Origin of the sequence: Pseudomonas sp. G166 (assembly GCF_037027455.2) — a bacterium.
Lineage (GTDB): Bacteria > Pseudomonadota > Gammaproteobacteria > Pseudomonadales > Pseudomonadaceae > Aquipseudomonas.
The window spans coordinates 4,997,438-5,023,699 of sequence record NZ_CP146985.1; the positions used below are offsets into that span (position 1 = coordinate 4,997,438).

Below are 26,262 nucleotides of genomic sequence, written 5' to 3' on the forward strand. Positions count from 1 at the left end.
CCATGGTTCACAGCAGATCCCTTGTGGGAGCGAGCTTGCTCGCGATGAGGTCCGCCAGGGCACCCCATAACCCAATGCTGATCGCAACCCGCGACACCCCGCCACGCCTCGACCTTGGTCGACACTGACGAACCCGAGCGGGCATGCGAGACTGTCCTGCCGGGCTTATGTCCCGGTGTCTTTGTCCGGGAGTTTCCATGTCGTTGTCCAGCGGGCTGATCGCCATTGTCGCCCTGGCCTATATGGCCATCATGTTCGCCATCGCCTTCTACGGCGACCGGCGCAGCACGCCGCTGCCGCCACGCATGCGCGCCTGGGTCTACAGCCTGTCGCTGGCGGTGTACTGCACCAGTTGGACGTTCTTTGGCGCCGTGGGGCAGGCCGCCGAACAGCTCTGGTCCTTCCTGCCGATCTACCTCGGGCCGATCCTGCTATTGGTGCTGGCGCCGTGGGTCCTGCAGAAAATGGTGATGATCAGCAAGCAGGAGAACATCACCTCTATTGCCGACTTCATCGCCGCCCGCTATGGCAAATCCCAATCCCTGGCAGTGGTGGTCGCGCTGATCTGCCTGGTGGGCGTGCTGCCGTACATCGCCTTGCAACTCAAGGGCATCGTGCTCGGGGTGAACCTGCTGATCGGGGCCGGGGCCGACGCCATGGGCACCCGCGCCCAGGACACGGCGTTGATTGTCTCGCTGATCCTGGCGCTGTTTACCATCGTGTTCGGTACCCGCAACCTCGACGCCACCGAGCACCACCGCGGCATGGTGCTGGCGATTGCCTTCGAATCCCTGGTCAAGCTGTTCGCCTTCCTCGCCGTTGGCGCGTTCGTGACCTTCGGCCTTTACGATGGCTTCGACGATCTGTTCAACCAGGCGATGCTCGCACCGCGCCTGGAGCAATACTGGAAGGAAACCATCAATTGGCCGTCCATGGTGGTGCAGACCGGGGTGGCGATGATGGCGATCATCTGTCTGCCGCGGCAGTTCCACGTAACCGTGGTGGAAAACATCGAACCCCAAGACCTGCGCCTGGCCAAGTGGGTGTTCCCCGCCTACCTGGCCCTGGCCGCGCTGTTCGTGGTGCCCATCGCCCTCGCCGGGCAAATGATGCTGCCCAGCTCCGTGCTGCCGGACTCGTTCGTCATCAGCCTGCCGCTGGCCCAGGCCCATCCGGCCCTGGCGATGCTGGCGTTCATTGGTGGCGCCTCGGCAGCCACCGGCATGGTGATCGTGGCAAGCGTGGCGCTGTCCACCATGGTCTCCAACGACATGCTGCTGCCCTGGCTATTGCGCCGCAACAACGCCGAGCGGCCCTTCGAGGTGTTCCGCCAGTGGATGTTGTCGGTGCGGCGGGTGAGCATCGTGGTGATCCTGCTGCTGGCCTATGTCAGCTATCGGCTGCTGGGGTCGACGGCAAGCCTGGCGACTATCGGCCAGATCGCTTTCGCCGCCGTGACCCAATTGGCCCCCGCCATGCTGGGCGCGCTGTACTGGAAACAGGCCAACCGTCGCGGCGTATTCGCGGGCCTCGCCACGGGGATTTTCCTGTGGTTCTACACCCTGGTGTTGCCGATCACCGCCCATAGCCTGGGCTGGTCGTTGAGCAGCTTTCCGGGCTTGGCGTGGCTGCACGGCAACCCATTGAACCTGCCGATCACCCCGCTGACCCAGGGGGTGGTGCTGTCCCTGGCCGGCAACTTCACGTTGTTCGCCTGGGTGTCCGTGCTGTCGCGCACGCGCGTGTCGGAACACTGGCAGGCCGGTCGCTTCATCGGCCAGGAAATCAGCGCCCGACCCAGCGCCCGCTCGATGCTGGCGGTCCATATCGACGACCTGTTGCAACTGGCCGCACGCTTCGTCGGTGAAGAACGCGCGCGCCAGAGTTTCATCCGCTTTGCCTACCGCCAGGGCAAAGGCTTCAACCCGAGCCAGAATGCCGACAGCGAATGGATCGCCCACACCGAACGCCTGCTGGCTGGTGTGCTGGGGGCCTCTTCGACGCGGGCGGTGGTAAAGGCCGCAATTGAAGGTCGAGAGATGCAACTCGAAGACGTGGTGCGGATCGCCGACGAAGCGTCGGAAGTACTGCAGTTCAACCGCGCCTTGCTGCAAGGAGCCATCGAGAACATCACCCAAGGCATCAGCGTGGTTGACCAGTCCCTGCGGCTGGTGGCGTGGAACCGTCGCTACCTGGAGCTGTTCAAGTACCCGGACGGTCTGATCAGTGTCGGTCGACCGATTGCCGACATCATTCGCTACAACGCCGAACGCGGCCTCTGCGGCCCTGGCGAAGCGGAAGTCCACGTTGCCCGGCGCCTGCACTGGATGCGTCAGGGCCGCGCCCACACCTCGGAACGACTGTTCCCCAACGGCCGGGTGATCGAGCTGATCGGCAACCCGATGCCTGGCGGCGGTTTCGTCATGAGTTTCACCGACATCACTGCGTTCCGCGAAGCCGAAAAGGCCTTGACCGACGCCAACGAAGGCCTGGAGCAACGGGTCGCCGAGCGTACCCGCGAATTGTCACAGCTGAACCTGGCGCTGACCGAAGCCAAAAGCACCGCCGAGGCGGCCTATCAATCCAAGACCCGCTTCCTGGCGGCGGTCAGCCATGACTTGATGCAACCGCTCAACGCCGCGCGCCTGTTCTCCGCCGCACTGTCCCACCAGCATGAGGGTTTGCCGAGCGAAGCCCGGCAACTGGTGCAGCACCTGGACAGCTCGTTGCGTTCGGCTGAAGACCTGATCACCGATCTACTGGATATCTCCCGTCTGGAGAACGGCAAGATCAACCCGGACCGCAAGCCATTCGTCCTCAACGAACTGTTCGATACCTTGGGCGCCGAGTTCACCGCGCTGGCCCAGGAACAAGGCCTGAAATTCCGCGTGCGGGGCTCGCGGTTGCGAGTCGACAGCGACATCAAGTTGTTGCGGAGGGTGTTGCAGAACTTCCTCACCAACGCCTTCCGCTATGCCAAGGGCCCAGTACTGTTGGGTGTCCGCCGACGCAAGGACGAGTTGTGCCTGGAGGTCTGGGATCGCGGGCCGGGCATCGCTGAAGATAAGCTGCAGGTCATCTTCGAGGAATTCAAACGCCTGGACAGCCACCAGACCCGCGCCGAAAAAGGCCTGGGCCTGGGCCTGGCGATCGCCGACGGGCTGTGCCGCGTGCTCGGCCATACCTTGCGCGTGCGTTCCTGGCCGGGGCGCGGCAGTGTGTTCAGCGTCAGCGTACCGCTGGCCAGCACGCAGGCAGTCGCACCCAGCCCGGTGGCCGAACTCAACGGTCACTTACCCAGCGGCGCCCAGGTGCTGTGTGTCGACAACGAAGACAGCATTCTGATCGGCATGAACAGCCTGCTGACACGTTGGGGTTGCCAGGTGTGGACGGCGCGCAACCGTGAAGAATGCGAACATTGGCTCGCCCAGGGCGGTCGACCTCAATTGGCCTTGGTGGATTTTCATCTGGACGACGGCGAGACCGGTACCGAGTTGATGGCCTGGCTGCGCACGCGCATGGGCGAACCGATTCCGGGCGTGGTGATCAGCGCCGATGGCCGGCCCGAAATGATCGCCCAGGTGCATGCGGCGGGCCTGGATTACCTGGCCAAGCCGGTGAAGCCGGCGGCGTTGCGGGCGTTGTTGAGTCGGCATTTGCCGTTGTAACAAACAAGCTGTGATTGTGTGCCACCTGTGGCGAGGGAGCCTTGTGTTTCAGCCCTGGGTTTTCGCGCTGGTTTCTTCAGGCAAGCCAGGCAACCCATCCGCGTCTTCCATCGCACGCTCAAGCAATTCGGCGGGCAAACTCTTGCTGGCCCGGGCGCCAAGCAACTTGAGCTGTTCGCTGCGGCTGATCAGGTTGCCGCGTCCTTCTGTCAGCTTGTTGCGCGCCGCGCTGTAGGCTTTGTCCAGCTGCTGCAAGCGACTGCCGATCTCGTCCAGGTCCTGGATGAACAGGACGAATTTGTCATACAGCCACCCCGCCCGCTCGGCGATTTCCCGGGCGTTCTGGCTCTGGCGTTCCTGTTTCCACAAGCTGTCGATCACCCGCAAGGTCGCCAGCAACGTGGTCGGGCTAACGATCACGATGTTGCGATCAAAGGCTTCCTGGAAAAGGTTCGGTTCGGCTTGCAGGGCCGCGGAAAACGCCGCCTCGATGGGTACGAACAACAACACGAAATCCAGGCTGTGCAGGCCATCCAGGCGTTTGTAGTCCTTGCCGGCCAAGCCTTTGACGTGGGCTCGCAACGACGCCACATGTTGCTTGAGGGCGTGCTGGCCAATGGCGTCGTCTTCAGCGGCCACATACTGCTGATAAGCCGTGAGGCTGACCTTGGAATCGACCACCACTTGCTTGTCGCCGGGCAGGTAAATCAACACATCAGGCTGGAAACGCTCGCCGTCCGGGCCCTTGAGGCTGACCTGGGTCTGGTATTCACGGCCCTTCTCCAGGCCGGCGTGTTCAAGCACCCGCTCCAGAATCAACTCGCCCCAGTTACCCTGGGTTTTCTGGCCTTTGAGGGCGCGGGTAAGGTTGGTGGCTTCATCGCTCAGGCGCAGGTTCAGTTGTTGCAGCCGCTCCAGCTCCTTGCCCAGGGAGAAACGCTCCCGCGCCTCAGCCTGATAACTTTCTTCGACACGTTTTTCGAAAGATTGGATGCGCTCTTTCAGTGGATCGAGCAACTGGCCCAGGCGCTGCTGGCTGGTCTCGGCGAAACGTTGCTCACGCTCGTCGAAGATTTTTCCGGCAAGCTCGGCGAACTGTGCCCGCAGCTCATCGCGCGAACCTTGCAGATCATCCAGGCGTTGCTGATGGCTTTCCTGCTGCTCGCGCAGCTCGGCGTGCAACGAAGCGGCCTGGGCATCGAGCCGGCGTAGCTCCGCTTCCTTGCCGGCACGTTCCAGGTTCCAGGCGTGGGCCGCATCCCGGGCATTGTCGCGCTCGATCTGCAACAACTCGACTTCGCGACAGGCGGCGGCGAGCTCGGCTTGCTTGGCGGCGTTGGCCTGGCTCAGGTCGCTGATTTCGTCACGGCAGGCATCGAGCTGGGCGTTGAGGCCGTCGTGGGCCATGTGGGCGGTGGCCAGGCGCTCTTCCAGCAGCGCCTGCTCGGTCTGCGCGGCGCTGGCCTGGCGTTGCAGGTGCCAGGCCAGCGCGAGCAACGGCACCGCAGCGCCCGCCAGGCCAAACAACAGGCTGGTCAAATCCATAGCCATGACAATTCCTGCCGATCAAATAAAGCCCGAAGGTTAACCAAGCGGCCGGGGGTTGCCCAGCTCAGTCTTCGATTTCACCCAGTGCCTGGCGGGCGCGCTGATCCCCGGCCCGGGCGGCTTGGCGCAGCAGGTCGTGGCCAATGCGCCGGTCCCGGGCGTTCCCGCACTCACGGCACATCAACTGCCCGAGGCGACTTTGTGCAGCCACCACGCCTTCACGGGCCGGTTGCTTGAGCAGGCGGCCGGCCAGATGTTTGACGCTGGGGCTTTCGCTCAGGCGCGGGCTGTCGAGCAGCCACTCGGCCACCCGCATCGAAATGCGCTTGGGTTGGGTAACACCAGAAGGTGTGGAAGTAACAGGATTTGATACTGAGCGAAACTTCATAAAGCACTGCGGGACAGATCAGAAGGCGCGCCACTCTACTCCTTTTTTCGCACGGGTAAAGTCGAAAAAAACCAGCACGCCCGTCCTAGAGCAAGCGCTTGGGACAATCCACAGAAGCTGTGGATAACTCAGTGGACAACCGACCCTGAACTCGCCGCAAGCCCTATGGAACGGGGCCTGCGCTTAAACTGACGATTTTTTCACCAGTAAAAAAAAGCGATGTTTTTCATTGACTTAAATTTTGGATACAGGCACCCACCCCAGATTGTTTGCACATGACAGTACGGTGACAAGCAGCCTGGCGAGTGTGCACAAGTAACACCCGAACTGGTTATAACGCTGGGATTTTTTGGCGCATACGGGGGTAAAAACCTGGGGATAACCCCGTGCGCGGCTGTTCTCTTGGCTGGCCGGCATCAGGGCTGTGCCCTATTTGAATATTTTTTAACCAGCGCCCTTCCCTTCCCGGGTTCGATCCGTTACTATCCGCGGCGTTAGTACCAAGCTGAAAGTCAATTCCGGGTCGAACACATCTCCGCGGTCAGCCTTCCCTCAAGAGAAGCCCTCACCGATAAAAAGAGACCGACCCCCTCGATGGTTTCCAGGTAACCCTTGCACCAACACAGCCTTTGACCCAATGCAAAGGGTGTTGCCAAGCTCACTACTCTGACCGAACCAACCTGCAGATTGATCAGGATCTTCACCCCGGGCCCAGAACCTTTGCCCTTGATGTGTTGCCTGCCCTCCTAAGTACCTACCTGCCAGCCCAAGCGCGCACTTTATATAGCGCTCAAACTGGCTGCTTTGTTCCAGTCGGGTTCTTCGTTCGACCAATGGTGGTCGACGTTACTGGAACGTTTTAACGTTGCACGGTTCTTAACCGTGTCATTTGTAGGAACACCCATAACATGTCTACTCAAATCCATACCCAAGATGCTATCCGCACCCTGACCAACGCTTTTGCTCCGATGAACTGCCTGATCATGGCCGCTCGCAAAGGCTGCTTCAGCTTCACCCTGGTCAACGAACACGGCATCGCACGTCACAGCGAACGCCTGTACCCCGATCAGTACTCCAGCGCCGAACCGCTGCAGGCCGTGATCGAGCGTACCCGTCAGGCACTGGTTGCCTGACACGCCGCGAAGGCTGCAACCCCAAAGGCCCCGCCGAAAAAGCGGGGCTTTTTATTGCCTGGGATTTATCAATCAAGCGTAACGGCTTAAGCACCGGGGGATATAACAGTTATAACCGTTCGCTGAAGATGTTTTAAAAACAGTCCTTTACAGCGGGAATATGACACTACACTTCAAGTCAAGCGGCATGAACCGCTTACGGCGGGGCCTGAACCGATCCACAGCTGCCAAGCCCACACCTTTCAGGCCCGCCCCTCTCACGCTTCGAGGGTTTTATGGGTATCGCTGCCAGCGAACTGTGTCGATATGTGATCCGCCCGACGCTCCTTTACCTGGAGTGTCACAGCACAACGGCGGAATCCTTGCTGCTGGGCATTGCCGCCAGCCAGTCGGCTTTGGGTTCGGCCCTGCATGACCGTCGCGGCCATGGCCTTTATCGAATTCCCGAGCCCCGCCACCAGGCGCTTTGGGACCACTACCTGGCGCTGGATCCGGAACGGGCCAGCCTGGTGCGCGGCCTGGCCAGCCAGCACGCCTTTCTCAGCGGGCCGCACCTGGAGTTGACCGTCAACCTGCGCTACGCCACGGCCATTGCCTGGCTGCTGGTGGAAGAACAAAACACCCCGCTTCCCGAAGCCGACGATCTGCTGGGCATGGCCCGGATCTGGCGTCAGACGTTTCACCCTCAAGGGCGCTTGCGCGATTTTACCTGCGCCTGGCAAAACTGTGTTTCACCGTTGAATCAGGTCGCTTGCTGACAGGAAATTTGGAAACTTCCTACAACGGCTGCGAATTTGGTCGGATTGTCCTACAAAACCGCTCTAAATCGAGCAAATCAGGCTATAGCGCTTGAACGAAAATGTTGGTAGTTTTCGCCTCGGTGATCATCAGGAGTTCTAACAATGAAAAAAATCATGCTCAAAACCACCCTTGGACTTGCCGTGACCTTGGCATCCAGCCAACTTTTCGCCAGTGGCTTTGCCTTGAACGAACAAAGCATCAGTGGCATGGGCACTGGTTTCGCGGGTCGCTCTTCCGCTGCCGACGACGCAAGCACTGTATTTGGCAACCCTGCCGGTATGTCGCGCCTCAAGCGCCAGCAAGTGACCGGTGGCTTCGCCGCCATTGACGCCTCCACCGACATCAACGATGCCAGCGGCTCCCAGTCCGGTACCAACAAGGGCGACATGGTCCCGCTCACCGGTGTGCCGATGGGCTATTACGTCAAGCCTATCGATGATCAATGGGCTTTCGGCCTGGGTGTTTACGCACCGTTCGGCCTGATCACCGACTACGAAAACAGCTTCCAGGGCCGTAACTTCGGCAGCAAGAGCGTAGTGAAAGTCGTGACCTTCCAGCCAACCGTCAGCTACGCCTTCAATGACAAGGTGTCGATTGGTTTCGGGCCGACTATCAACCGGATTTCCGGGTCGCTGGAGTCGGCGCTGACCACTCCGTTTTCGCCTAACGACGGCAATGTGCAGATCAAGGGCGACGACATTGGCTACGGCTATAACATCGGTCTTTTGGTCCAGGCGACCGACACCACTCGAGTTGGTCTGACCTATCACTCCAAGGTCAAGTACAAGCTTGAAGGCCACACCGAAGTGGACGCAGGTGCAGGTACGCCCGGGTTCTTGCTGAGCGACGGACGATACGACGCTTCTCTGGACATCACGACGCCTGAGTCGGTGGACTTTTCGGTCACCCAGCAAATCAATGATGCCTGGACCGTCTACGCCGGCAGCACCTGGACCCGCTGGAGCCGCCTGAAAGACATCACCGTGAACAACGACGTAACAGGCGGCGGCGCCCTGAACCCGACCCTTTTCGGCACCATCACCGAAGAACAGAACTGGCACGACACCTGGGCCTACGCCATCGGTACCTCCTACCAGTTGAACAAGCAATGGGTACTGCGTACCGGCCTGTCCTTCGACCAGTCGCCGACCAACAACACCGACCGCTCGCCTCGCATCCCAACCGGCGACCGGACCATCTTCAGCCTGGGTGCCGGCTGGAGCCCGACCGAAGACCTGACCATCGACGTGGCTTATTCCTACCTCAAGGAAGAGAAAGTCAGCGTCAACCGCAGCAACGCTCTGGGCCAGACCTACAGCGCCGAATACGAAAACAGCGCCAACGGTTTCGGTGTCGGTGCGACCTACCGCTTCTGATGACTCACGGCGGGCCTGAGCCCCTCGCCCGCTGAAACGAAAAAAGCCCCGCACTCTGCAAAGAGCCGGGGCTTTTTCGTGGCTGGCGGTCAGGGCTTGGACGCGATCGCCACCTCCACGGCCTTGATGAATTCAGGATCGTCAGGCTTGATCCGACTGGAAAAACTGGCGATCACCTTGCCCTGGCGGTCCACGACGTACTTGTAGAAATTCCATTTCGGCGCGCCGGATTGTTCGGCCAGGTGCTTGAACAACGGTATGGCATCAGCACCGCGCACCGGTTGCGGTTCGGTCATGGTGAAGGTCACGCCGTAATTGACGTAGCAGACCTTGGCTGTTTCCGCACCGTCCTTGGATTCCTGCTTGAAATCGTTGGACGGCACGCCCAGCACTTGCAAGCCTTGGTCCTTGTAGCGCTGGTTGAGCGCTTCGAGGCCTTTGAATTGTGGGGCGAAGCCACAGAAGCTGGCGGTGTTGACCACCACCAACGGCTTGCCGGCGAAGCGCTGACACAGGTCGACGGTCTCCTTGGCCCGCAGCTTGGGCAACGAGCCCTCCAGCAATGGCGGGCAATCGGCCGCCCATACGTGCCCGGTCACAGTAAGCAACAGAGCGGGAATAGCAAGCCAGCGCATCAGCATGTCGAAATCTCCTTGAAAGCACCTCAGACCACGACGTTACCCCGCAGCGCCTGACCCCGTCCACCGCTCAACAGTTGCCCATGCCCAATTGCATCAAGGCCAACCCACCCTGATGCCAGCCCCACCAGGCGAACGCCAGCAACAGGCCGGCGCCAACGGCAATCAACCATGGGCCGACGCGACTCATGCCGCACCGGCCTGGACTTGCAGGCGCGCCACCGGGCGTTCACGCACCGGCCAATTCAACGCTGCCGCCAACAGGCTGAGCAGGATCGACACCTGCCAGATCAAGTCATAACTACCGGTTCGGTCGTACACCACCCCGCCCAGCCAACCACCGAGGAACGAGCCCAATTGGTGGAACAGGAACACGATCCCACCCAACATCGAGAGATTTCGTACACCGAACAAGGTCGCTACCGTGCCGTTGGTCAACGGCACCGTCGACAACCACAAGAAGCCCATCGCCATCCCGAACGCATAGGCCGTGGTGGTCGTCACCGGCAGCCACAGGAACAAGCCGATCACCACCGCCCGCACCAGGTACAACCCAGTCAGCAGCCGCGGCTTGGACATGCGCCCGCCCAGCCAGCCAGCGGTGTAGGTGCCGAAGATGTTGAACAACCCCACCAGGGCGAGCACGGTCGTGCCGACGCTGGCCGGCAGGTGTTGGTCCACCAGGTAGGCCGGCAAATGCACGCCGATGAACACCACCTGGAAACCGCAAACAAAAAAACCAATCGCCAACAGCCAGAACCCGGAATGGCTGCACGCCTCGCGCAACGCCTCGGACAACGTTTGCTCATGCCCCATGAGCGGCGCCGGCACGTCCTTGAGCATGCTCACCAACGGCACGATCAACGCCACCAACAACCCCAACGCCAACAGGGCGGCAGACCAACCGAGCCAGCCAATCAGCCCCAGCGTACCGGGCAACATGGCGAACTGGCCGAAGGAGCCGGCGGCACTGGCGATGCCCATGCCCATGCTGCGTTTTTCCGGCGGCACGGCGCGTCCGACCACGCCGAGGATCACCGAGAACGAGGTGCCGGACAGGCCGATACCAATCAACAGACCCGCGCTCAACGACAGCGACCAAGGCGAGTCGGCCATGCCCATGAACAGCAGGCCGACGGCATAGAGAACGCCACCGATCAGCACCACTTTCGCCGCACCGAAGCGGTCGGCCAGCGCGCCGGTGAAGGGCTGCGCCAAGCCCCAGATCAGGTTCTGCAAGGCAATGGCGAAGGCAAACACCTCGCGCCCCCAGCCGAACTCGGCGCTCATGGGTGCCAGGAACAGCCCGAAGCCATGCCGCACCCCCAGGGATAACGCCAGAATCAGCGCGCTACCCACCAGGACCCAACCACAGGTACGCCACATCGATGTCATTCTTATTCTCCGCTCGCGGGTATATACCCGCTTATTATCGAACGAACCGGCGTCACGCCAGTTCATCCAGCAAGGCCAACAGCGCTGTGCGCTTCTCGGCGCCCAGCTTATCGATCAATCGTTGTTGCGCCGCTTCCCAGGCCGGCAACGCCGCCGCCAACCGGGCACGCCCGGCCTCGGTGAGTTCGACGATGCGGTTGCGCAAGTCTTCACCTTCGGCCAACGCCACCAATCCCTCGCCTTCCAACACCCGCAAGTTACGCCCCAGGGTGCTGCGGTCCAGGCCCATGGCCTCGGCCAGGGAGGAAATACTCGGCTGGTCCAGGCGCGCCAGGTTGCTCAGCAAAGAATACTGGGCAACGTTGATCCCGAAGCCATCGAGGGCGCCGTCGTAATACCTGCTGACGCCACGCGCGGCACGACGCAGGTTGATGCACAAACATTGGGAAGGAAGCATGGTGCGTGTATATACCCGGGGTTGGCTGAATGCAAATTTAAATGGCGATTTCACTTGGGTCATGTGCCCCAAGCCTCGCTTTCTCCTGGTTTTTTGCTTGATCAGCACAAACGGAATCGTCAACTTGAGGGAAATAATCCCACAAAATCAAGCGCTTTGGCTGACAGCCTTTTCAACCGTTACTCATTAGAGTCCCCCACCTGTAATGTCTGACAGGTTTCAGGTGCTTTGAATCAAGCTATAAACGAAACCGTGTTTCAGCCCTACCTCTGGGCTTGAAGACGGGTCGTGCGAACCATGCCATCAAGAAGTAGGAAGATTCCGCCACCCCCACGCCATCAAGTAATGATGATGAATGGGAGTTTCAGTCATGTACCACAGCACCGGGATTTCTGGACGTTCGGCGCCATACCAGGGCCATTACCACTCCACGGAGAACACCCCAGCTCAAGCGATCCGGCTCACCAAGCGGGAGAAGGAATTCCTGCAGTGGAGCGAAGCTGGCAAATCTTCGTGGGAGATTGCCGTCATCGTCGATTGCAGCGAGGCCAACGTCAATTATCACTTCAACAACATTCGCCGAAAATTCGGTGTCAGTTCGCGTCATCTCGCGGGGAAAATCGCGCGCGAACGAGGCTTGATCTGAGCGCTCCGAGGGCATCTCTGCAGCGGTCGGGATGTGCTTTGATCCTGTAGAGGCAGCAATGAATCTGAACCACACGCCTGAACACCGCGACATTTTCGGCCTCAGCACCTGTGACGATACGCGAGTGTCGCACAGGCCCCCTTCGGATAACCCCATACGCATCATCCTCGCCGACGATCACCCCGTCGTGCTGACAGGTATCGAAATGGTCCTCGCGGGGCCTGGGTTCTCAGTGGTTGCCAAAGCCCGCAACGCCGATGAACTGCTCCAGCACTTGGAGCGCACCCCCTGCGACCTGGTGATCAGCGACTATTCGATGCCGGATGGGCAGTTCCCGGACGGCCTGGCCCTGATGGGCTATTTGAAACGCCACTACCGTGCCTGTCCCCTGATCGTGATCACCATGCTACGCAATCCTTTCGTGTTGCAGGCCTTGCTCAATACCGGCGTGAACGGCTTGTTCGATAAACGCAGTCCCTTGAGGGAACTGAAACAGGCCATCCTCGGTGTCACCCTGGGGCGACGGTATGCATGCCCAGCGTTCCTCGAACTTTTACAAGAACAGTCCTTGACCGCCACCAGCTCGGACGTCAGTCAGGTGAGCCTTTCCGAACGGGAACTGGAGGTGGTGAGGTTGTTCGTGCGCGGGATGTCGGGCAGGCAGATAGCGGCCCAGCTCAATCGCAGTGAAAAAACCATCAGCCGACAGAAGCGCACCGCCATGGACAAGTTGGGACTTGGGCATGACGGTGGGTTGATAGAGTTTGCTCGGGTGAGTGGGTTAAAGGTTTGACTGGCCACCTAGGTTCATTTTGTTTAGCGGGGGTCGAAACCGGCGCAAAGCTGCCATCGCGATTACGGGGAATCTCCAGACGAAGCGGACCGTCGTCTGTCAGAACAGTCTTGCCGCTTTTACCGTTGCGCTGATTGTTCGACTCCTCAGGGAGCTCCGCGCCCAGGGCTCGCTCGATAAGCGCCTTCTTGAAGGCCATCGACGCGTCCTGAATCGCCTCGGCAGTCATTGGGTCTTTGACGAATTGATCAATCAGCTCCTTCAGGATCGAAGGGAGCTCGGTCTTGGCCTCCAAGGCCGTCTTCTTTTTGCTTGGCATACATGCGCTTCTTCAGCATGTTATTCCCGAACACAAAATTTCTGACAGTCCCGTCTTGGGATTTTCCGGGGGATTTTCCGGGCGAAACGGCCCCCATCGCGTTCCCGTCAACTCAGACCCACCCCAACCCCAACCCCACCAACACCGCCACCTCCAGCAACTCCAGCAACGCCCCAGCCGTATCCCCGGTGCAGCCCCCGAGCCTGCGCAGCATCATCCGCCGCAAGCCGACGAATACCGCCAAGGTCACGGCCAACGCACAGACACCCGCCCAACCCGCCACCAGCACGCCCCCCAGCGCGCACACCAACAACACCCACCACCCTGCACGCCGGGGCAGATGATCGGCAAGGGCCTGGCCCAACCCGCCGGCCCGCACGTAAGGCGTGGTGAGAAACAGGCCAAGCAACGCCGCACGCCCCAACACCGGCACGATGGTCAAGACCAACGCTTGCCCCTGCTCGATCAACGCCAGCAACGCGGTGAACTTGAGCAGCAGCACCAACACCAGGGTGATCACCGCGATGGGCCCGCTGCGTGGATCTTTCATGATCAGCAGCGTGCGCTCGCGATCGCCGAAGCCGCCCAGCCAGGCATCCGCGCTGTCGGCCAGGCCATCCAGGTGCAGGCCGCCGCTGAGCAATACCCACGCCGTCAGCAACAGCGCGGCGTGGAGCAACGGCGGCGCGCCGAGCAGCAGGGCATTGAGCAGCCACAGCAAAACACCGAACAACAGCCCCACCAGTGGATAGAACAGCAGCGAACGACCCAGTTGCTCAGGTTCAGGCATGCCTGGCAGGCGCACCGGCAGGCTGCTGAGAAATTGCAGGGCGATCCAGAAGGGCAACATCTTCAGCTAACCTCTGCCAGTACGGAGCCGGACGACACCTGAAGGGAAAACAGCGCGCCATGACCGACTTCGACATTAAGCAACTGCTCCCGAGGCAGGCCGCGGGCCTGGGCCAGCAGCAGGCGCATCACGCCGCCATGGCTGACCAGTAAGACCCGCTGACCGGCATAGGCCACGTGCAGGCGTTCGACTGCCGTGAGGACTCGATTGGAAAACGTCAGCACCGGCTCGCCTTCGGGAGGCGTGAAGGCATAGGGATCAGCCCAGAACCGGCCCAGTGCCTCGGCGTCGGTATCCATCAGTGCCGCCGCGCTGCGACCTTCCCAGGCGCCAAAATGCAGCTCTTGCAGGTCTTTGTCCAAGTGCACCGGTACGTTGAGCCGGGCGCCGAGTTGCTCGGCGAAACGGGCGCAGCGCTGCAGCGGTGAACTGACCAGGCGATCCCAGGGCCCGCCTTGAGCGACAGCCGTGTGCATCTGCTCCCAGCCCTTGGCGGTCAAGGCATCGTCGAGGCTGCCACGCAAGCCACCGCCCAGTTCGGTTTCGCCGTGACGCAGCAGGTCCAGGCGCAAAGTCATGCCGGGCGGTCCGCCACGGCCGCTTCGGCAAACGTCGCCATCTGCCCATGAAGATCACACGCCAGGCGCAACAGCGGCACTGCCAACGCCGCACCACTGCCCTCACCCAGGCGCAGGCCGAGCTCCAGCAGCGGTTCGGCACCGAGGGTTTCCAGCACGTGGCGATGGCCCGGTTCGGCGCCGCGATGGGCGAACAGCAGCCACGGCTGGCACGCGGGATTGAGCCGTACGGCCATCAGGGCCGCGACGCTGCAGATGAAGCCATCCACCAGCACGGCGACGCCCTGCTGGGCGCAGGCCAGGTACGCACCGACCAAGGCTGCGATTTCAAAACCGCCGAGGTTGAACAGGGTCTGCAACGGGTCGTTGCCCTGGGCAGCGTGCAACGCCAGGGCCCGTTCGATCACCTGGGTCTTGTGGCTGACACCCGCGGCGTCCAACCCCGTGCCCGGCCCCACCAGATGCGCCACCGGGCATTCGAGCAAGGCGCAGGCCAAGGCGCTGGCGGCGGTGGTGTTGCCAATGCCCATCTCGCCGCCGATGAACAATTGCGTTCCGGCCGCGACGGCACGCAGCACACTGTCGCGCCCGGCTCGCAAGGCCTGCTCGCCCTGGCTCACCGTCATGGCCGGGCCCTGGGCGAAATTCGCCGTGCCCGACCCGAGGTTCAGGTGCCGCACACCGGGCAGGTCCAGTGCAGGCGTGACGGTGCCCAGGTCAACCACTTCCAGGGACGCGCCCAGTTGCCGCGCCAGGACGCTGATCGCCGCACCGCCACTGACGAAGTTGAGCAGCATCTGCCCGGTGACTTCCTGGGGATAGGCCGATACGCCTTCAGCCACCACGCCGTGGTCGCCGGCGAAAATCGCGATCCACAGCCGATCCAGGCTCGGCTTGAGCTGCCCTTGCAGGCCCGCCAGTTGCACCGCCACCGACTCCAGTCGGCCCAATGAACCGGCAGGTTTGGTCAGCTGTTGCTGACGGGCCGTGGCCTGCTCCAGAACCAGGGTATCGAGGGGCTTGCATGGGTCCAGCCACCAGCGGTGAGTCATAACGCAGTACCTTTGAGAGTCAGGGGCAGGCCGGCGACGGTCAGCACGACGCGCTGACAACGTTCGGCCAAGGCTTGATGCAGCCAACCGGCTTCATCGACGTAACGGCGAGTCAACTCGCCCAGCGGCACGACACCCATTCCGGTCTCGTTGCTGACAAAAATGATTTCACCGGGCAGCGCGGCCAGGCAGTCCAGCAGCGCTTGGCGCTCGGTATTCAGTTGTTCGGGATCGTCGAGCATCAGCAGGTTGGTCAGCCAGAGGGTCAGGCAGTCCACCAACAGGCATTGCCCGGGAGCGGCGTTTTCCCGCAGCACGCGGGCCAGGGCCAAGGGCTCTTCCACCAGCGCCCATTCGGCCGGACGGCGGGCGCGATGCTGGGCGACCCGCTCGTTCATCTCACCGTCCAGGGGCTGGCTGGTGGCGATGTAAGTCACGGGTAATCGGCTGTCCGTGGCGAGCTTTTCCGCCAGGCGACTCTTGCCGGAGCGGGCGCCGCCGAGGATGAGTTGCAGCATGTTGTTTACCTTTCAAATGGCGGTGTTGCTGCCGGCCCCATCGCGAGCAAGCTCGCTCCCACAGGGGACTTATGTACACCGCAGATCCAATGTGGGAGCGAGCTTGCTCGCGATGGCGCCAGCCGAATCGACCTAAATCCCACAGAGTTCACGCAACACCCCGGTATCCAAATGCCGCTCCACCAGATCCGCCAACCGCTCGATGTCCCGCTCGCGCAAGCCGTGGTAATCCACTGTTTGCACGTCCTGCAACCCGGCCCACCGCAACAATGCGCTGCTGGCCTGGGGCGACTCGAACAGCCCATGCAGGTAGGTGCCGAACACCTGTCCGTCGAGGCTCTGGGCGCCGTCGCAACGGCCGTCTTCCAAGTGCACCGCGGCGTTTTCCAGGGCCGGGCCGGTGGTCACGCCCGCGTGAATTTCGTAGCCGCTAACCTCAGCCTCTTCCAAGGCCAATCGCCCGCGCACATTGCGCAGTTGTTTCTCATGTTCCAGGGTCGTTTCGAAGGCCAGCAGGCCCAGCCCGGCACTGGAACCCGCCGCACCTTCGAGCCCCAGCGGATCGTGGACCTGCTGGCCGAGCATCTGCAAACCGCCGCAGATGCCCAGCAACTTGCCGCCGTAGCGCAAGTGACGCTGGATCGCCGTGTCCCAACCGTTGGCGCGCAGGTAGGCCAGGTCGCTGCGCACGCTTTTCGAACCGGGCAGGATGATCAGGTCGGCCGGCGGGATGGTTTGGCCGGGGCCGATGAATTGCAGGTCGACCTGCGGGTGCAGGCGCAGCGGATCGAAATCGGTGTGGTTGCTGATGCGCGGCAAGACCGGCACCACCACTTTCAGCACTTGCTCGGCCTTGTCGATCTGACGTTGGTCGAGGCCGTCCTCGGCTTCCAGGTGCAGGTCCATCACGTAGGGCAATACGCCGATCACCGGTTTGCCGGTGCGCGCCTCCAGCCAGTCCAGGCCCGGTTGCAGCAAAGCGATGTCGCCACGAAAACGGTTGATGATGAAGCCCTTGACCCGCGCCTGTTCGCTGGGGGAAAGCAACTCCAGCGTGCCCACCAGATGGGCGAACACCCCGCCGCGATTGATATCGGCGATCAACAGCACCGGGCAGTCCACCGCCTCGGCAAAGCCCATGTTGGCGATGTCACCGGCGCGCAGGTTGATCTCGGCCGGCGAGCCGGCGCCTTCCACCATTACCACCGGATACGCCGCGCTCAAGCGCGCGTGGGAGGCCAGCACCGCTTGCATGGCGACGGCTTTGTAATCGTGATAAGCCACGGCGTTCATGGTGGTGACGGCGCGACCATGGATGATCACCTGGGCGCCGGTGTCGCTGTTGGGCTTGAGCAGCACCGGGTTCATGTCGGTGTGCGGCTCGAGCCCGGAGGCCTGGGCCTGCACCGCCTGGGCGCGACCGATTTCGCCGCCGTCGGCGGTCACGGCGCTGTTGAGGGCCATGTTCTGCGGCTTGAACGGCACCACGCTCACACCTTGGCGCGTGACCCAGCGGCACAGCGCCGTGACCAGAGTACTTTTGCCGGCATCGGAGGTGGTGCCCTGCACCATCACAGTGGTCATTGAATCTCCTTGGCGTAGGCTTCGAGCGCCTGTTCCAGACGCAAGAACTCGGCGTCATCCGCCGGAAGCCCGAAGCGCAGGCTGCTGTTGTTGGCAAACAAGCGCAGGAGAATGCCGCGATGGGCCATGAAATCGTGAAGGCCCACGGCATGTTCGGTGACCAGCCATTGGAACAATCCGCAGCCGCCCTGGGGTTTGAAGCCGTGGCGTTCCAGAGTCAGCGCCAGGCGTTGGCTGGTGGCTTCGCAGCGTTGCCGCTGGCGCGCGTGGGCCGCGGTGTCCAGCAGGCACGCCTGGCCCAACACCCGGGTCGGCCCGCTGACGGCCCATGGCCCGACTTGTTCGGCGAGCAACTTGAGCAACCGCCGCTCGGCCAAGACAAACCCCAGGCGGACCCCAGCCAAGCCAAAGAACTTGCCGAACGAACGCAGCACGATCAGCCCGACCTGATGGGTATGAGCGGCCAGGCTCAGCGGCGGCGTGATGTCCATAAAGGCCTCGTCCACCACCAGCCAGCCACCGCGCTGGGCCAGGCGGGCGTGCCAGTCGAGCAAGCGCTCAGGGTCCAGACTCAGGCCGGTGGGGTTGTTCGGGTTGACCACCACCAGCACGTCGAGGCTGTCGAGGAAGAAATCCACTTCCGACTCCAGCACTTCGCGCACGATGTAGCCGCTGCGGCGCCAGGCTTCGGCGTGCTCGGCGTAGCACGGCGAGAGCACGCCGACCTTGCCGGCCCGACGCAGACGCGGCAACAGCTGGATGGCCATCTGCGAACCGGCCACCGGCAGCACATCCAACGCACCGTAGTAATCGCAGGCGGCCTGCTCCAAGCCGTCATCGGTTTCCGGCAGGCGCGCCCAGGCTCGCAGGGGAATCGCCGGGACCTCGAATGGCCAAGGCGCCAGGCCGCTGGACAAGTCGAGCCAGTCGGCCTCGGCAATCCCGTATTGCCGGGCTGCGTTGCGCAGGCGTCCACCGTGCTCAAGCATAAAACTCAGCTCCCAGGCAGAGAATCAGCAACCACAACCATACCCCGCGCTGGACCAATTGCCAGCCGCGATCAATGGAATCGGCACTCGCCGGCACGCCCTCGCCCAGCGGTGGACGTTGGTGCAGTTCGCCGTGATACACCGCCGCGCCGCCCAGCTCGACGCCCAATGCGCCAGCACCGGCGGCCATCACCGGCCCGGCATTGGGGCTGTCCCAGGTCGGGCCCTGGCTGCGCCAGCATTTGAGCGCCAAGCGAGTTTGACCGAGCACGGCGTAGGTCAAAGCCACCAGTCGTGCGGGAATGTAGTTGAGCACGTCGTCGATTTTCGCCGCTGCCCAGCCGAAGCGCTCGAAGCGTTCGTTGCGATAGCCCCACATGGCGTCGAGGGTATTGCTCAGCCGGTAGAGCACCACGCCGGGCGCACCGGCCACGGCGAACCAGAACAGCGCGGCAAACACCGCGTCGCTGCCGTTTTCCAGCACCGACTCGGTGGCGGCGCGGGCCACAGCGGTTTCATCCAGTTCAGCGGTTTCGCGGCTGACCAGATAGCCAACACGCTTGCGCGCCTCGTCCAGATCGCCGCTGCGCAGCGCCCGGGCCACCGGCTCGACATGTTCACCGAGGCTGCGCAGGCCGAGGGCGCAATACAACGCGAGGATGTCCACCAGCCAGCCCACCATCGGTGCCCAGGACAGGGCTGTGACCAGCAAAGTCAACGGCACCACAGCGATGATCCACGCCGTCACCCCGTGGCTGCGCCAGCCACGGCCGCCGGAATTGAAGCGTTGTTCGATACGGTCGGCAAAGCCGCCGAATGCCACCAATGGATGCCAGCGCCGGGGCTCGCCCAGCAGCGCATCCAGCGCCACTGCGGCGGCACTGAGCAACGCCACACTCATGGGCTCACTCCCCAATGGTTTTCATACAGCAGTTCATTCAGCGAACGCGGTTGCGCCCAGCCTTCCAGGGCAAGCATCGGCGCCGGGTAAAAAGCCTCGACCGGGCCCAGGCAGAGGATCGCCAGTGGCTTGGCGCCCGCCGGCAGGCCCAGCAGATCGGCCAGGGCCTGGGGTTCGAACAACGACACCCAGCCCATCCCCAACCCTTCGGCGCGGGAAGCCAGCCAGAGGTTCTGGATCGCGCAGGACAGCGAAGCCAGGTCCATTTCCGGCAAGGTCCGCCGACCGAAGATGTGCCGCTCGCGATCCTCCATCAACGCCGCCACCAGCACCTCGGCGCAATCGTTGATGCCTTCGACCTTGAGCTTCATGAATTCATCGCTGCGCTCACCCAGGGCCTCGGCGGTGCGGATGCGTTCCTGTTCCACCTGTTCACGGATCTGCCCGCGCAAGGCGCGGTCGCTGATGCGGATGAACCGCCAGGGTTGCATCAGGCCGACGCTGGGGGCCTGGTGCGCGGCTTCCAGCAGACGGCGCAGCAAGGCCGGTTCGACCGTACCGCCGGTGAAGTGGCGCATGTCACGGCGCTCGGCGATGGCGCGGTAGATCGCATCGCGTTCGGCCTGGGAGAAAGCGGTATCTGTCATGGCCTCTTCGCGAGCAAGCTCGCTCCCACACTGGCTGGCGCTGCACTTGAGATCACTGGGTCCCCTGCGGGGGCGAGCTTGCTCGCGATAGCGGTCTCAAGTCCGGGCGCAAACAACGCGGCAATCGCCCTGGGATTGGACGGAAAATAAAAATGCACATAAGAAGCCGTCATCCGCCCCTGCCGGAAAACCGCCTCCGCTCCTCGCCCGCCATTCGGGCTATGGCCACGGGCAATCGGTTCAAGCTCGGTGCTGGTCAAGGAATGATGATAGGTGTGCCCACGCAGGGAACCTTCCGGCAAATCCACCGTTTGCAGCGCCAAGGCCGCCAGACGCTTTTGCATCTGCGCATCACCGGCGAGCAAACCCAGCAGTTCAGCACGGGTGCCGTCGACGTCGGTCAATGAATCGAGCAGATACAGCATGCCGCCACATTCGGCGAGTAACGGTTTGTCGGCGGCGTGATGAGCCCGGATCGCCGCCAGCATCGGCGTGTTCCGGGCCAACGCAACGTGGTGCAATTCCGGATAACCGCCGGGCAGATAGAGGCTGTCCGCCTCGGGCAGTTCGGTGTCATGGATCGGCGAAAAGAAGCTCAGTTGCGCACCCATGGCCCGCAGCAGATCAAGGCTGGCGCCATAGGTGAAGGCAAACGCTTCGTCCCGGGCCACGGCGATACGCACACCGTCGAGCCACGGCTGCGGGGTAATCAGCTCAGGCGCAGCGAACGCCACCGCCGGCGGCAGCGCCACTTCACAACTGCCGGCCAAGGCCTCGGCTGCCGCGTCGAGGCGCAGGTCGAGGTCATTCAATTCGCTGGCCTGGACCAACCCGAGGTGACGGCTGGGTAATTCGATACCGGTTTCCCGGGACAGCGCGCCGTACCAACGCAGACCTTCGGTCAGGCTGCCTTCAAGCAACTGCGCGTGGCGCAAGGTGCCGACGCGGTTGGCCAAGACCCCGGCGAACGGCAAGTCCGGCTGATAACGGGCCAGGCCCAAGGCCAGGGCGCCGAAGGTCTGGGCCATGGCTGTGCCATCGATCACCGCCAGCACCGGCACGCCAAAATGCCGCGCCAGATCGGCGCTGGACGGCGTGCCGTCGAACAAACCCATCACCCCTTCGATCAGGATCAGGTCCGCCTCGGCGGCGGCTTCCCACAACAGCCGGCGGCTTTCCTGCTCGCCGACCATCCACATGTCCAATTGATAGACCGGCGCGCCGCTGGCCCGCTCCAGGATCATCGGGTCGAGGAAGTCCGGGCCGCACTTGAAGACGCGCACCTTACGCCCCTGGTTGCGATGCAAACGCGCCAGGGCCGCGGTGACGGTGGTCTTGCCCTGCCCCGAGGCCGGGGCGGCGATCAGCACCGCCGGGCAGTGGCGAGCATCACTCACAGTTCGACGCCTTTCTGCGCCTTGATGCCGGCCTGGAACGCGTGCTTGATCATGCCCATTTCGGTGACGGTGTCGGCCAGCTCGATCATCTCCGGCTTGGCACCACGCCCGGTCACCACCACATGCTGCATCGGTGGGCGGGCTTGCAGATCACTGAGGACTTGATCGAGGTCGAGGTAGCCGTGCTTGAGGGCGATATTCAATTCGTCGAGCACCACCAGGCCGATGGACGGATCGCTGAGCAATTGCCGCGATACAGCCCAGGCGGCCTCGGCGGCGGCGATGTCGCGCTGGCGATCCTGGGTTTCCCAAGTGAAGCCTTCGCCCATGACGTGAAAGCGCACCTGCTCCGGGAAGCGGCGGAAAAACAGCTCCTCACCGGTGCTGCTGCGGCCCTTGATGAACTGCACCACGCCGCATTGCATGCCGTGCCCCATGGACCGCGCCAGCATGCCAAACGCCGAGCTGCTCTTGCCCTTGCCGTTGCCGGTCAGCACCAGCAGCAGGCCGCATTCGTTCGGCGAGTTGGCGATGCGCTCGTCGATCACGGCTTTCTTGCGCAGCATGCGCGCCAGGTGGCGTTCGTCGCGATCGGGGGTGTCGGTCATGGAAGCTCTCCGTTGAGATTGGATAACGGCGGGCGGGCATAAAAAGGACGGCAGCGAGCCTGGCATCGCCCACCGTGATGCCGTTGGATGGATCAGGCCGGTCTCCGGGCTCATGAGCGGCGCAATGCCGGGCTGTGCGCCTTCCCATGTCGGCGACACAGTGGCTTAGGCACAGCGTTGACTCATTTACCGTTGCGGGGGCAGCGCCGGGTTCGTGTGCACTCACCGGCTTCCCTGTTTCACTCTGTCGACCGTGGTCACAGAGCACCTGAAACAAGCGGCGAAGGTTAGAGGGTTGGGGGTGGAGCGTCAATTAAAGCCGCCTGTCGGGGCAATCATTGGCGCCCATCAATAAAGTGACGCCAATCTTGTGTGATTCTGCGGCAAGTGATATCAAAGCGACACTACGACCCGATATCACAAAAACAAGAGGGCAAAGCATGCAAGGGATGATCATCAGCAATCCAAAACTGGAATTCCTGCGCCCGGTGCTGGAACGTTGGTTTGACTGCATCGATCGCTACAACGCCGTGCGGGGCGATAACGACACGCCTTACTGGTTCGATGAAAAAGCCAACCTCGGCTTGCTGTCGGCTGCCGCCTGGATGGCGGAGATGGTCACGCTGCAAAACACCCCGACCCGCAAGCAGAATGAAGAAGGCGAACGCAACGTCAGCGCCGATTTGTTCATCGCCAGCACCGATGAGCGCGCCTTCATCCAGGCCACGCAACGCTGGCCCAAGGTCAACAACCTGAACCTGACCCAACCCCTGTCCGAGGCCGCCAGCGATGCCAAGCGCATCAGCTATTCCAGCGACCTGAAGCTGGGCTGCCTGTTCGTCGCGCCGCAAAAAGCCCAGCAGAGCGCCACGCCCGAAGAACTGCAGGACATGATCGACGACTTGCAGAAGGAAAACACCTGCGCCGTGGCCTGGTACTTTCCCTATGCCTACCGCAAGTTGCGAAACGAGGCCGGTCAATACCATCCTGGCATCGCCGTGCTGTTCAAACAGGCTCACGGTTGACTCAATCCACGCTAGAACCGCGGGAGAAACGGTGGGAGCGCGCTTGCTTGCGATAGCGGCGGGCCAGTCAATAACAATGCATCTGACGGACCGCTATCGCGAGCAAGCCCGCTCCCACAGGTCGCTTACCTGCTGACACGCGCCTGCAGTTGAACCATCGCATGCCTACGCTTCTCTATGAATAACTACATGCATTCATAGGGAAGCCAGCATGCTCAAGCCACCGCACCTCCTGATCGTCGCCCTTGCCACAGGGCTCGTCGCTTGTGGCGAGTCGTCCACGCTGCAAGTCTCCGACGGCACCGGTCCGGCGCCGAAACTGCCCGAACCGAACAAGACCCTGGTCCCGACCGTCAACATCGCCGAAGCGGTCGGCTGGCCCGACGGCGCCAAGCCCACCCCGGCTCAGGGCCTGCAGGTGGGCGCATTTGCCGAGGGCCTGGATCATCCGCGCTGGCTCTATGTATTACCCAACGGCGATGTGCTGGTGGCCGAAACCAATGCCCCGCCCAAGCCCGACGATGCCAAGGGTATCCGTGGCTGGGTGATGAAAAAAGTCATGGGCCGCGCCGGTGCCGGCGTACCCAGCCCCAACCGCATCACGCTACTGCGCGACACCAATCACGACGGCGTCGCCGAAACCCGAACGGTGTTCCTGGAGAACCTCAACTCGCCGTTCGGCATGACCCTGGTGGGCAATGACCTGTACGTGGCCGACACCGACCGGCTGATCCGCTTCCCCTACAAGGACGGGGACACGCAAATCAAGGCGCAGCCCACCAAGGTCGTCGATTTGCCGGGCGGCACCATCAATCACCACTGGACCAAAAACGTCATCGCCAGCCGCGACGGCAGCAAGCTGTACGTCACCACCGGCTCCAACAGCAACGTCGCGGAAAATGGCATGGAAGCTGAAGAAGGCCGCGCCGCCATCTGGGAAGTGGACCGTGCCAGCGGCAATCACCGCATCTTCGCCACGGGCCTGCGCAACCCCAACGGCCTGGCCTGGGAACCACGCAGTGGGGCGCTGTGGACAGCGGTGAACGAGCGGGATGAGATCGGCAGCGACCTGGTCCCGGACTACATCACCTCGGTCAAGGACGGCGCATTCTATGGCTGGCCCTATAGCTATTACGGGCAACATGTCGATGCCCGCGTCGAACCGCAGAACCCGGCGCTGGTGGCCAAGGCCATCGCCCCGGACTACGCCGTCGGCCCCCATACCGCCTCACTGGGCCTGACCTTCGCCGAAGGCAGCGCCTTGCCCGCGCCGTTCACCGAAGGGGCTTTCATCGGGCAGCACGGGTCATGGAACCGCAAGCCCCACAGTGGTTATAAAGTGATTTTCGTACCGTTCAACGGCGGCAAGCCGGTGGGCCAACCCGTGGATGTACTGACTGGGTTCCTAAACGCCGACGAAAAAGCCCAGGGCCGGCCGGTGGGCGTGGTGATCGATAAACAGGGCGGGTTGTTGGTGGCCGATGATGTGGGGAACAAGATCTGGCGGGTGTCGGCTAAGTAACGCCTACACACCCTTGTGGCGCGGGGATCTGTGGGAGCAACAACTCAGGGATTACGCGCCAGATGCTCCGGCTGCAACACCCGCTTGGCGCTCAGATAGGCTTTCTGCCAATAGGCCTTGGACAGGCTGTCGAGCTTGACCGTACCGCCAGTGGCCGGCGCGTGGACGAAACGGCCCTCGCCGACATAGATCCCGGCGTGGCTGACCTGGGAGCCGCCGTTGGTGGCGAAGAAGATCAGGTCGCCGGTCTGCAACGCGTCCTTGCCGACATCGGGAGCGCGCATGCCGATCATTTCTCGAGTGGAACGCGGCAGGGAAATGCCAGCAGCGTCACGATACACATAGCCGATCAAGCCACTGCAATCGAAACCCGAGTCCGGTGTATTTCCACCCCAACGATACGGCGTGCCCACCAGGCCCAGGGCGCGGAAGAGCACGTCTTCGGCGGCCGGGGAAAAGGCTTGCGAGGGAGCAAAGACCACCGGTGCCCGTACGGGGGCTGGCGGCGGCGGAGTGCGGCTAGCGCAGGCGCTGAGTAGCGCGGCGAAACACATGAGAGCGAGGCGGGCCGACGTCGACATATGCAGAACAATCCTGATCTGGATGCGGCTTTTCTGCCGTGGGCATGGAAACAAATCCGCCTGCGTAATACGCAGGCGGATTGCCATCAATCAATGATCAAGGATTCTAGCGACTATGCGGCAAACTTCAAGTAAGACTTTAAGTTTGCCTTACAAACCGTGTGCTTACTTGCGAGCAGTCATCACAGTCGGTGCCATGGCGAGGGCGCGCTTGGCTTCGATGAAAGTCTTGTTCCAGTAGCTGTCGCCCAGGCTGTCGATGCGCACGCCACCGCTGCGGCGGCTGCTGGAATGGATGAACTGGTTGTCACCCAGGTAGATCCCGGCATGGCTGACGCGACCACGACGACCGTTGGTGCTGAAGAACAGCAAATCACCGGGCTCCAGTTGATTGCGAGCCACCAGGGGGGCATTCACGTTGATCATTTCGCGAGTGGAGCGCGGCAGGTTCATGCCAGCCTCTTCGCGGAACAGGTAACCGATGAAACCACTGCAATCGAAGCCGGCTTCAGAGGTACCGCCAAAACGGTAGCGGGTACCGATCAATGACATGCCGCGTTCCAGGATGCTGTCGGCCAGCACTGGAAGCTGATACGGCTTGCTGCCGGCGAAGGCCGCCAGCTCTTTATCGGAGGCCATTTCTTCCTGGAACGCAACGGAGGAAGACTGGGCGGTAACGGAGTTCTTGACCTGTGGTTGTGGCGCTTGCTGGGACACTGGAGAGTGGGCAGCGCAACCGAACAACAGGGTAACGAGTGCGAGAGGCACGAGGGGTGCGAAGCGATTTAGCATGGGCACGACCGTGGCTGAAGTAGTAAAGATGGCGAGACTATGCCTTCTATCAACCT

The 26,262-nt window shown here is 62.3% G+C and carries 25 protein-coding genes, 1 pseudogene and 1 riboswitch; of the genes and pseudogenes, 8 read left to right on the forward strand and 18 right to left on the reverse strand.

Annotated elements, in window-relative coordinates; all coding sequences use genetic code 11:
* Positions 1 to 197: 197 nt before the first annotated feature.
* A complete protein-coding gene (locus SGN16_RS21985; protein ID WP_335945316.1) occupies positions 198 to 3,668 on the forward strand; it encodes a NahK/ErcS family hybrid sensor histidine kinase/response regulator in 3,471 nt (1,156 codons plus the stop codon).
* A 48-nt stretch (positions 3,669 to 3,716) separates the two neighbouring features.
* Here the strand turns inward: SGN16_RS21985 and rmuC are convergent, their stop codons facing one another.
* Together rmuC and SGN16_RS21995 are read right to left on the reverse strand one after the other, a co-directional pair.
* Positions 3,717 to 5,105: a DNA recombination protein RmuC gene (gene rmuC, locus SGN16_RS21990; protein WP_210645377.1), complete on the reverse strand. Its 1,389-nt coding sequence runs from the start codon at positions 5,103 to 5,105 to the stop codon at positions 3,717 to 3,719.
* A gap of 175 nt (positions 5,106 to 5,280) precedes the next feature.
* Positions 5,281 to 5,604 (reverse strand): sel1 repeat family protein, encoded by a 324-nt coding sequence (locus SGN16_RS21995; protein WP_210640017.1) that lies wholly within the window; start codon positions 5,602 to 5,604, stop codon positions 5,281 to 5,283.
* Between the two features lie 908 nt (positions 5,605 to 6,512).
* Between SGN16_RS21995 and SGN16_RS22000 the strand changes: the two genes are divergently transcribed.
* From SGN16_RS22000 to SGN16_RS22010, 3 genes are all read left to right on the forward strand, one after another.
* Complete coding sequence (locus SGN16_RS22000; protein ID WP_007898912.1) at positions 6,513 to 6,737, forward strand: hypothetical protein; 225 nt, start codon at positions 6,513 to 6,515, stop codon at positions 6,735 to 6,737.
* 275 nt (positions 6,738 to 7,012) lie between these two features.
* Positions 7,013 to 7,495, forward strand: a complete 483-nt coding sequence (locus tag SGN16_RS22005; protein ID WP_335945317.1) for a hypothetical protein — start codon at positions 7,013 to 7,015, stop codon at positions 7,493 to 7,495.
* 144 nt (positions 7,496 to 7,639) lie between these two features.
* Entirely contained in the window at positions 7,640 to 8,914 is a 1,275-nt protein-coding gene (locus SGN16_RS22010; RefSeq protein WP_210640020.1) for an outer membrane protein transport protein, read from the forward strand.
* An 89-nt stretch (positions 8,915 to 9,003) separates the two neighbouring features.
* On the opposite strand, the gene SGN16_RS22015 is transcribed toward SGN16_RS22010, so the two are convergent.
* From SGN16_RS22015 to SGN16_RS22025, 3 genes are all read right to left on the reverse strand, one after another.
* Entirely contained in the window at positions 9,004 to 9,555 is a 552-nt protein-coding gene (locus tag SGN16_RS22015; RefSeq protein ID WP_335945318.1) for a glutathione peroxidase, read from the reverse strand.
* A gap of 183 nt (positions 9,556 to 9,738) precedes the next feature.
* Entirely contained in the window at positions 9,739 to 10,947 is a 1,209-nt protein-coding gene (locus SGN16_RS22020; RefSeq protein WP_135846723.1) for an MFS transporter, read from the reverse strand.
* A 52-nt stretch (positions 10,948 to 10,999) separates the two neighbouring features.
* Complete coding sequence (locus tag SGN16_RS22025) at positions 11,000 to 11,404, reverse strand: MarR family transcriptional regulator (RefSeq protein WP_134925400.1); 405 nt, start codon at positions 11,402 to 11,404, stop codon at positions 11,000 to 11,002.
* Between the two features lie 370 nt (positions 11,405 to 11,774).
* On the opposite strand from SGN16_RS22025, the gene SGN16_RS22030 reads away from it, so the two are divergent.
* Positions 11,775 to 12,050, forward strand: coding sequence for a LuxR family transcriptional regulator (locus SGN16_RS22030; protein WP_335945319.1), 276 nt, complete (start codon positions 11,775 to 11,777; stop codon positions 12,048 to 12,050).
* Positions 12,051 to 12,108: 58 nt separating this feature from the next.
* Positions 12,109 to 12,843 (forward strand): response regulator transcription factor, encoded by a 735-nt coding sequence (locus SGN16_RS22035; RefSeq protein ID WP_335945320.1) that lies wholly within the window; start codon positions 12,109 to 12,111, stop codon positions 12,841 to 12,843.
* 4 nt (positions 12,844 to 12,847) lie between these two features.
* On the opposite strand, the pseudogene SGN16_RS22040 reads toward SGN16_RS22035, so the two are convergent.
* From SGN16_RS22040 to cobO, 11 genes and pseudogenes are all read right to left on the reverse strand, one after another.
* Positions 12,848 to 13,162: pseudogene (locus SGN16_RS22040) on the reverse strand (transposase); the annotation flags it as partial.
* A 112-nt stretch (positions 13,163 to 13,274) separates the two neighbouring features.
* Complete coding sequence (locus SGN16_RS22045; RefSeq protein WP_335945321.1) at positions 13,275 to 14,012, reverse strand: adenosylcobinamide-GDP ribazoletransferase; 738 nt, start codon at positions 14,010 to 14,012, stop codon at positions 13,275 to 13,277.
* Positions 14,013 to 14,014: 2 nt separating this feature from the next.
* Positions 14,015 to 14,590, reverse strand: a complete 576-nt coding sequence (gene cobC / locus SGN16_RS22050) for an alpha-ribazole phosphatase family protein (protein WP_335945322.1) — start codon at positions 14,588 to 14,590, stop codon at positions 14,015 to 14,017.
* Positions 14,587 to 15,642 (reverse strand): nicotinate-nucleotide--dimethylbenzimidazole phosphoribosyltransferase, encoded by a 1,056-nt coding sequence (gene cobT, locus SGN16_RS22055; RefSeq protein ID WP_335945323.1) that lies wholly within the window; start codon positions 15,640 to 15,642, stop codon positions 14,587 to 14,589. Before cobT ends, cobC begins: the two co-directional genes overlap by 4 nt.
* A complete protein-coding gene (gene cobU / locus SGN16_RS22060; protein ID WP_210640056.1) occupies positions 15,639 to 16,160 on the reverse strand; it encodes a bifunctional adenosylcobinamide kinase/adenosylcobinamide-phosphate guanylyltransferase in 522 nt (173 codons plus the stop codon). The genes cobT and cobU overlap by 4 nt, the downstream gene beginning before the upstream one ends.
* A 132-nt stretch (positions 16,161 to 16,292) precedes the next feature.
* Positions 16,293 to 17,744 carry a cobyric acid synthase gene (locus SGN16_RS22065; protein WP_335945324.1) on the reverse strand — a complete coding sequence of 484 codons (1,452 nt, stop codon included), beginning with the start codon at positions 17,742 to 17,744 and terminating at the stop codon, positions 16,293 to 16,295.
* Entirely contained in the window at positions 17,741 to 18,733 is a 993-nt protein-coding gene (gene cobD, locus SGN16_RS22070; protein ID WP_210640060.1) for a threonine-phosphate decarboxylase CobD, read from the reverse strand. Before cobD ends, SGN16_RS22065 begins: the two co-directional genes overlap by 4 nt.
* Positions 18,726 to 19,634, reverse strand: a complete 909-nt coding sequence (gene cbiB, locus SGN16_RS22075; RefSeq protein WP_335945325.1) for an adenosylcobinamide-phosphate synthase CbiB — start codon at positions 19,632 to 19,634, stop codon at positions 18,726 to 18,728. Before cbiB ends, cobD begins: the two co-directional genes overlap by 8 nt.
* Positions 19,631 to 20,281, reverse strand: a complete 651-nt coding sequence (gene bluB, locus SGN16_RS22080) for a 5,6-dimethylbenzimidazole synthase (RefSeq protein WP_335945326.1) — start codon at positions 20,279 to 20,281, stop codon at positions 19,631 to 19,633. The genes cbiB and bluB overlap by 4 nt, the downstream gene beginning before the upstream one ends.
* Complete coding sequence (locus SGN16_RS22085) at positions 20,278 to 21,678, reverse strand: cobyrinate a,c-diamide synthase (RefSeq protein ID WP_335945327.1); 1,401 nt, start codon at positions 21,676 to 21,678, stop codon at positions 20,278 to 20,280. Before SGN16_RS22085 ends, bluB begins: the two co-directional genes overlap by 4 nt.
* The gene (gene cobO, locus SGN16_RS22090; protein ID WP_210640073.1) at positions 21,675 to 22,286 is read right to left on the reverse strand and encodes a cob(I)yrinic acid a,c-diamide adenosyltransferase; all 612 of its coding nucleotides are present in this window, start codon (positions 22,284 to 22,286) and stop codon (positions 21,675 to 21,677) included. Before cobO ends, SGN16_RS22085 begins: the two co-directional genes overlap by 4 nt.
* 77 nt (positions 22,287 to 22,363) lie before the next feature.
* Positions 22,364 to 22,573: riboswitch (cobalamin riboswitch) on the reverse strand.
* A gap of 153 nt (positions 22,574 to 22,726) precedes the next feature.
* On the opposite strand from cobO, the gene SGN16_RS22095 reads away from it, so the two are divergent.
* Entirely contained in the window at positions 22,727 to 23,311 is a 585-nt protein-coding gene (locus SGN16_RS22095) for a hypothetical protein (protein WP_335945328.1), read from the forward strand.
* Between the two features lie 211 nt (positions 23,312 to 23,522).
* A complete protein-coding gene (locus SGN16_RS22100) occupies positions 23,523 to 24,833 on the forward strand; it encodes a sorbosone dehydrogenase family protein (protein ID WP_210640077.1) in 1,311 nt (436 codons plus the stop codon).
* Positions 24,834 to 24,877: 44 nt separating this feature from the next.
* Here the strand turns inward: SGN16_RS22100 and SGN16_RS22105 are convergent, their stop codons facing one another.
* Positions 24,878 to 25,414 (reverse strand): C40 family peptidase, encoded by a 537-nt coding sequence (locus tag SGN16_RS22105; RefSeq protein WP_210640079.1) that lies wholly within the window; start codon positions 25,412 to 25,414, stop codon positions 24,878 to 24,880.
* Positions 25,415 to 25,579: 165 nt separating this feature from the next.
* Complete coding sequence (locus SGN16_RS22110) at positions 25,580 to 26,206, reverse strand: NlpC/P60 family protein (protein WP_210640081.1); 627 nt, start codon at positions 26,204 to 26,206, stop codon at positions 25,580 to 25,582.
* Between the last annotated feature and the right edge of the window lie 56 nt (positions 26,207 to 26,262).

Excerpts from the sequence above, each read along its gene's own strand:
- SGN16_RS21985 (WP_335945316.1), top strand. The coding sequence starts at position 198 with ATGTCGTTGTCCAGCGGGCTGATCGCCATTGTCGCCCTGGCCTATATG.
- SGN16_RS21995 (WP_210640017.1), bottom strand. The coding sequence starts at position 5,604 with ATGAAGTTTCGCTCAGTATCAAATCCTGTTACTTCCACACCTTCTGGT.
- SGN16_RS22000 (WP_007898912.1), top strand. The coding sequence starts at position 6,513 with ATGTCTACTCAAATCCATACCCAAGATGCTATCCGCACCCTGACCAAC.
- SGN16_RS22005 (WP_335945317.1), top strand. The coding sequence starts at position 7,013 with ATGGGTATCGCTGCCAGCGAACTGTGTCGATATGTGATCCGCCCGACG.
- SGN16_RS22010 (WP_210640020.1), top strand. The coding sequence starts at position 7,640 with ATGAAAAAAATCATGCTCAAAACCACCCTTGGACTTGCCGTGACCTTG.
- SGN16_RS22015 (WP_335945318.1), bottom strand. The coding sequence starts at position 9,555 with ATGCTGATGCGCTGGCTTGCTATTCCCGCTCTGTTGCTTACTGTGACC.
- SGN16_RS22020 (WP_135846723.1), bottom strand. The coding sequence starts at position 10,947 with ATGACATCGATGTGGCGTACCTGTGGTTGGGTCCTGGTGGGTAGCGCG.
- SGN16_RS22025 (WP_134925400.1), bottom strand. The coding sequence starts at position 11,404 with ATGCTTCCTTCCCAATGTTTGTGCATCAACCTGCGTCGTGCCGCGCGT.
- SGN16_RS22030 (WP_335945319.1), top strand. The coding sequence starts at position 11,775 with ATGTACCACAGCACCGGGATTTCTGGACGTTCGGCGCCATACCAGGGC.
- SGN16_RS22035 (WP_335945320.1), top strand. The coding sequence starts at position 12,109 with ATGAATCTGAACCACACGCCTGAACACCGCGACATTTTCGGCCTCAGC.
- SGN16_RS22045 (WP_335945321.1), bottom strand. The coding sequence starts at position 14,012 with ATGTTGCCCTTCTGGATCGCCCTGCAATTTCTCAGCAGCCTGCCGGTG.
- cobC (WP_335945322.1), bottom strand. The coding sequence starts at position 14,590 with ATGACTTTGCGCCTGGACCTGCTGCGTCACGGCGAAACCGAACTGGGC.
- cobT (WP_335945323.1), bottom strand. The coding sequence starts at position 15,642 with ATGACTCACCGCTGGTGGCTGGACCCATGCAAGCCCCTCGATACCCTG.
- cobU (WP_210640056.1), bottom strand. The coding sequence starts at position 16,160 with ATGCTGCAACTCATCCTCGGCGGCGCCCGCTCCGGCAAGAGTCGCCTG.
- SGN16_RS22065 (WP_335945324.1), bottom strand. The coding sequence starts at position 17,744 with ATGACCACTGTGATGGTGCAGGGCACCACCTCCGATGCCGGCAAAAGT.
- cobD (WP_210640060.1), bottom strand. The coding sequence starts at position 18,733 with ATGCTTGAGCACGGTGGACGCCTGCGCAACGCAGCCCGGCAATACGGG.
- cbiB (WP_335945325.1), bottom strand. The coding sequence starts at position 19,634 with ATGAGTGTGGCGTTGCTCAGTGCCGCCGCAGTGGCGCTGGATGCGCTG.
- bluB (WP_335945326.1), bottom strand. The coding sequence starts at position 20,281 with ATGACAGATACCGCTTTCTCCCAGGCCGAACGCGATGCGATCTACCGC.
- cobO (WP_210640073.1), bottom strand. The coding sequence starts at position 22,286 with ATGACCGACACCCCCGATCGCGACGAACGCCACCTGGCGCGCATGCTG.
- SGN16_RS22095 (WP_335945328.1), top strand. The coding sequence starts at position 22,727 with ATGCAAGGGATGATCATCAGCAATCCAAAACTGGAATTCCTGCGCCCG.
- SGN16_RS22100 (WP_210640077.1), top strand. The coding sequence starts at position 23,523 with ATGCTCAAGCCACCGCACCTCCTGATCGTCGCCCTTGCCACAGGGCTC.
- SGN16_RS22105 (WP_210640079.1), bottom strand. The coding sequence starts at position 25,414 with ATGTCGACGTCGGCCCGCCTCGCTCTCATGTGTTTCGCCGCGCTACTC.
- SGN16_RS22110 (WP_210640081.1), bottom strand. The coding sequence starts at position 26,206 with ATGCTAAATCGCTTCGCACCCCTCGTGCCTCTCGCACTCGTTACCCTG.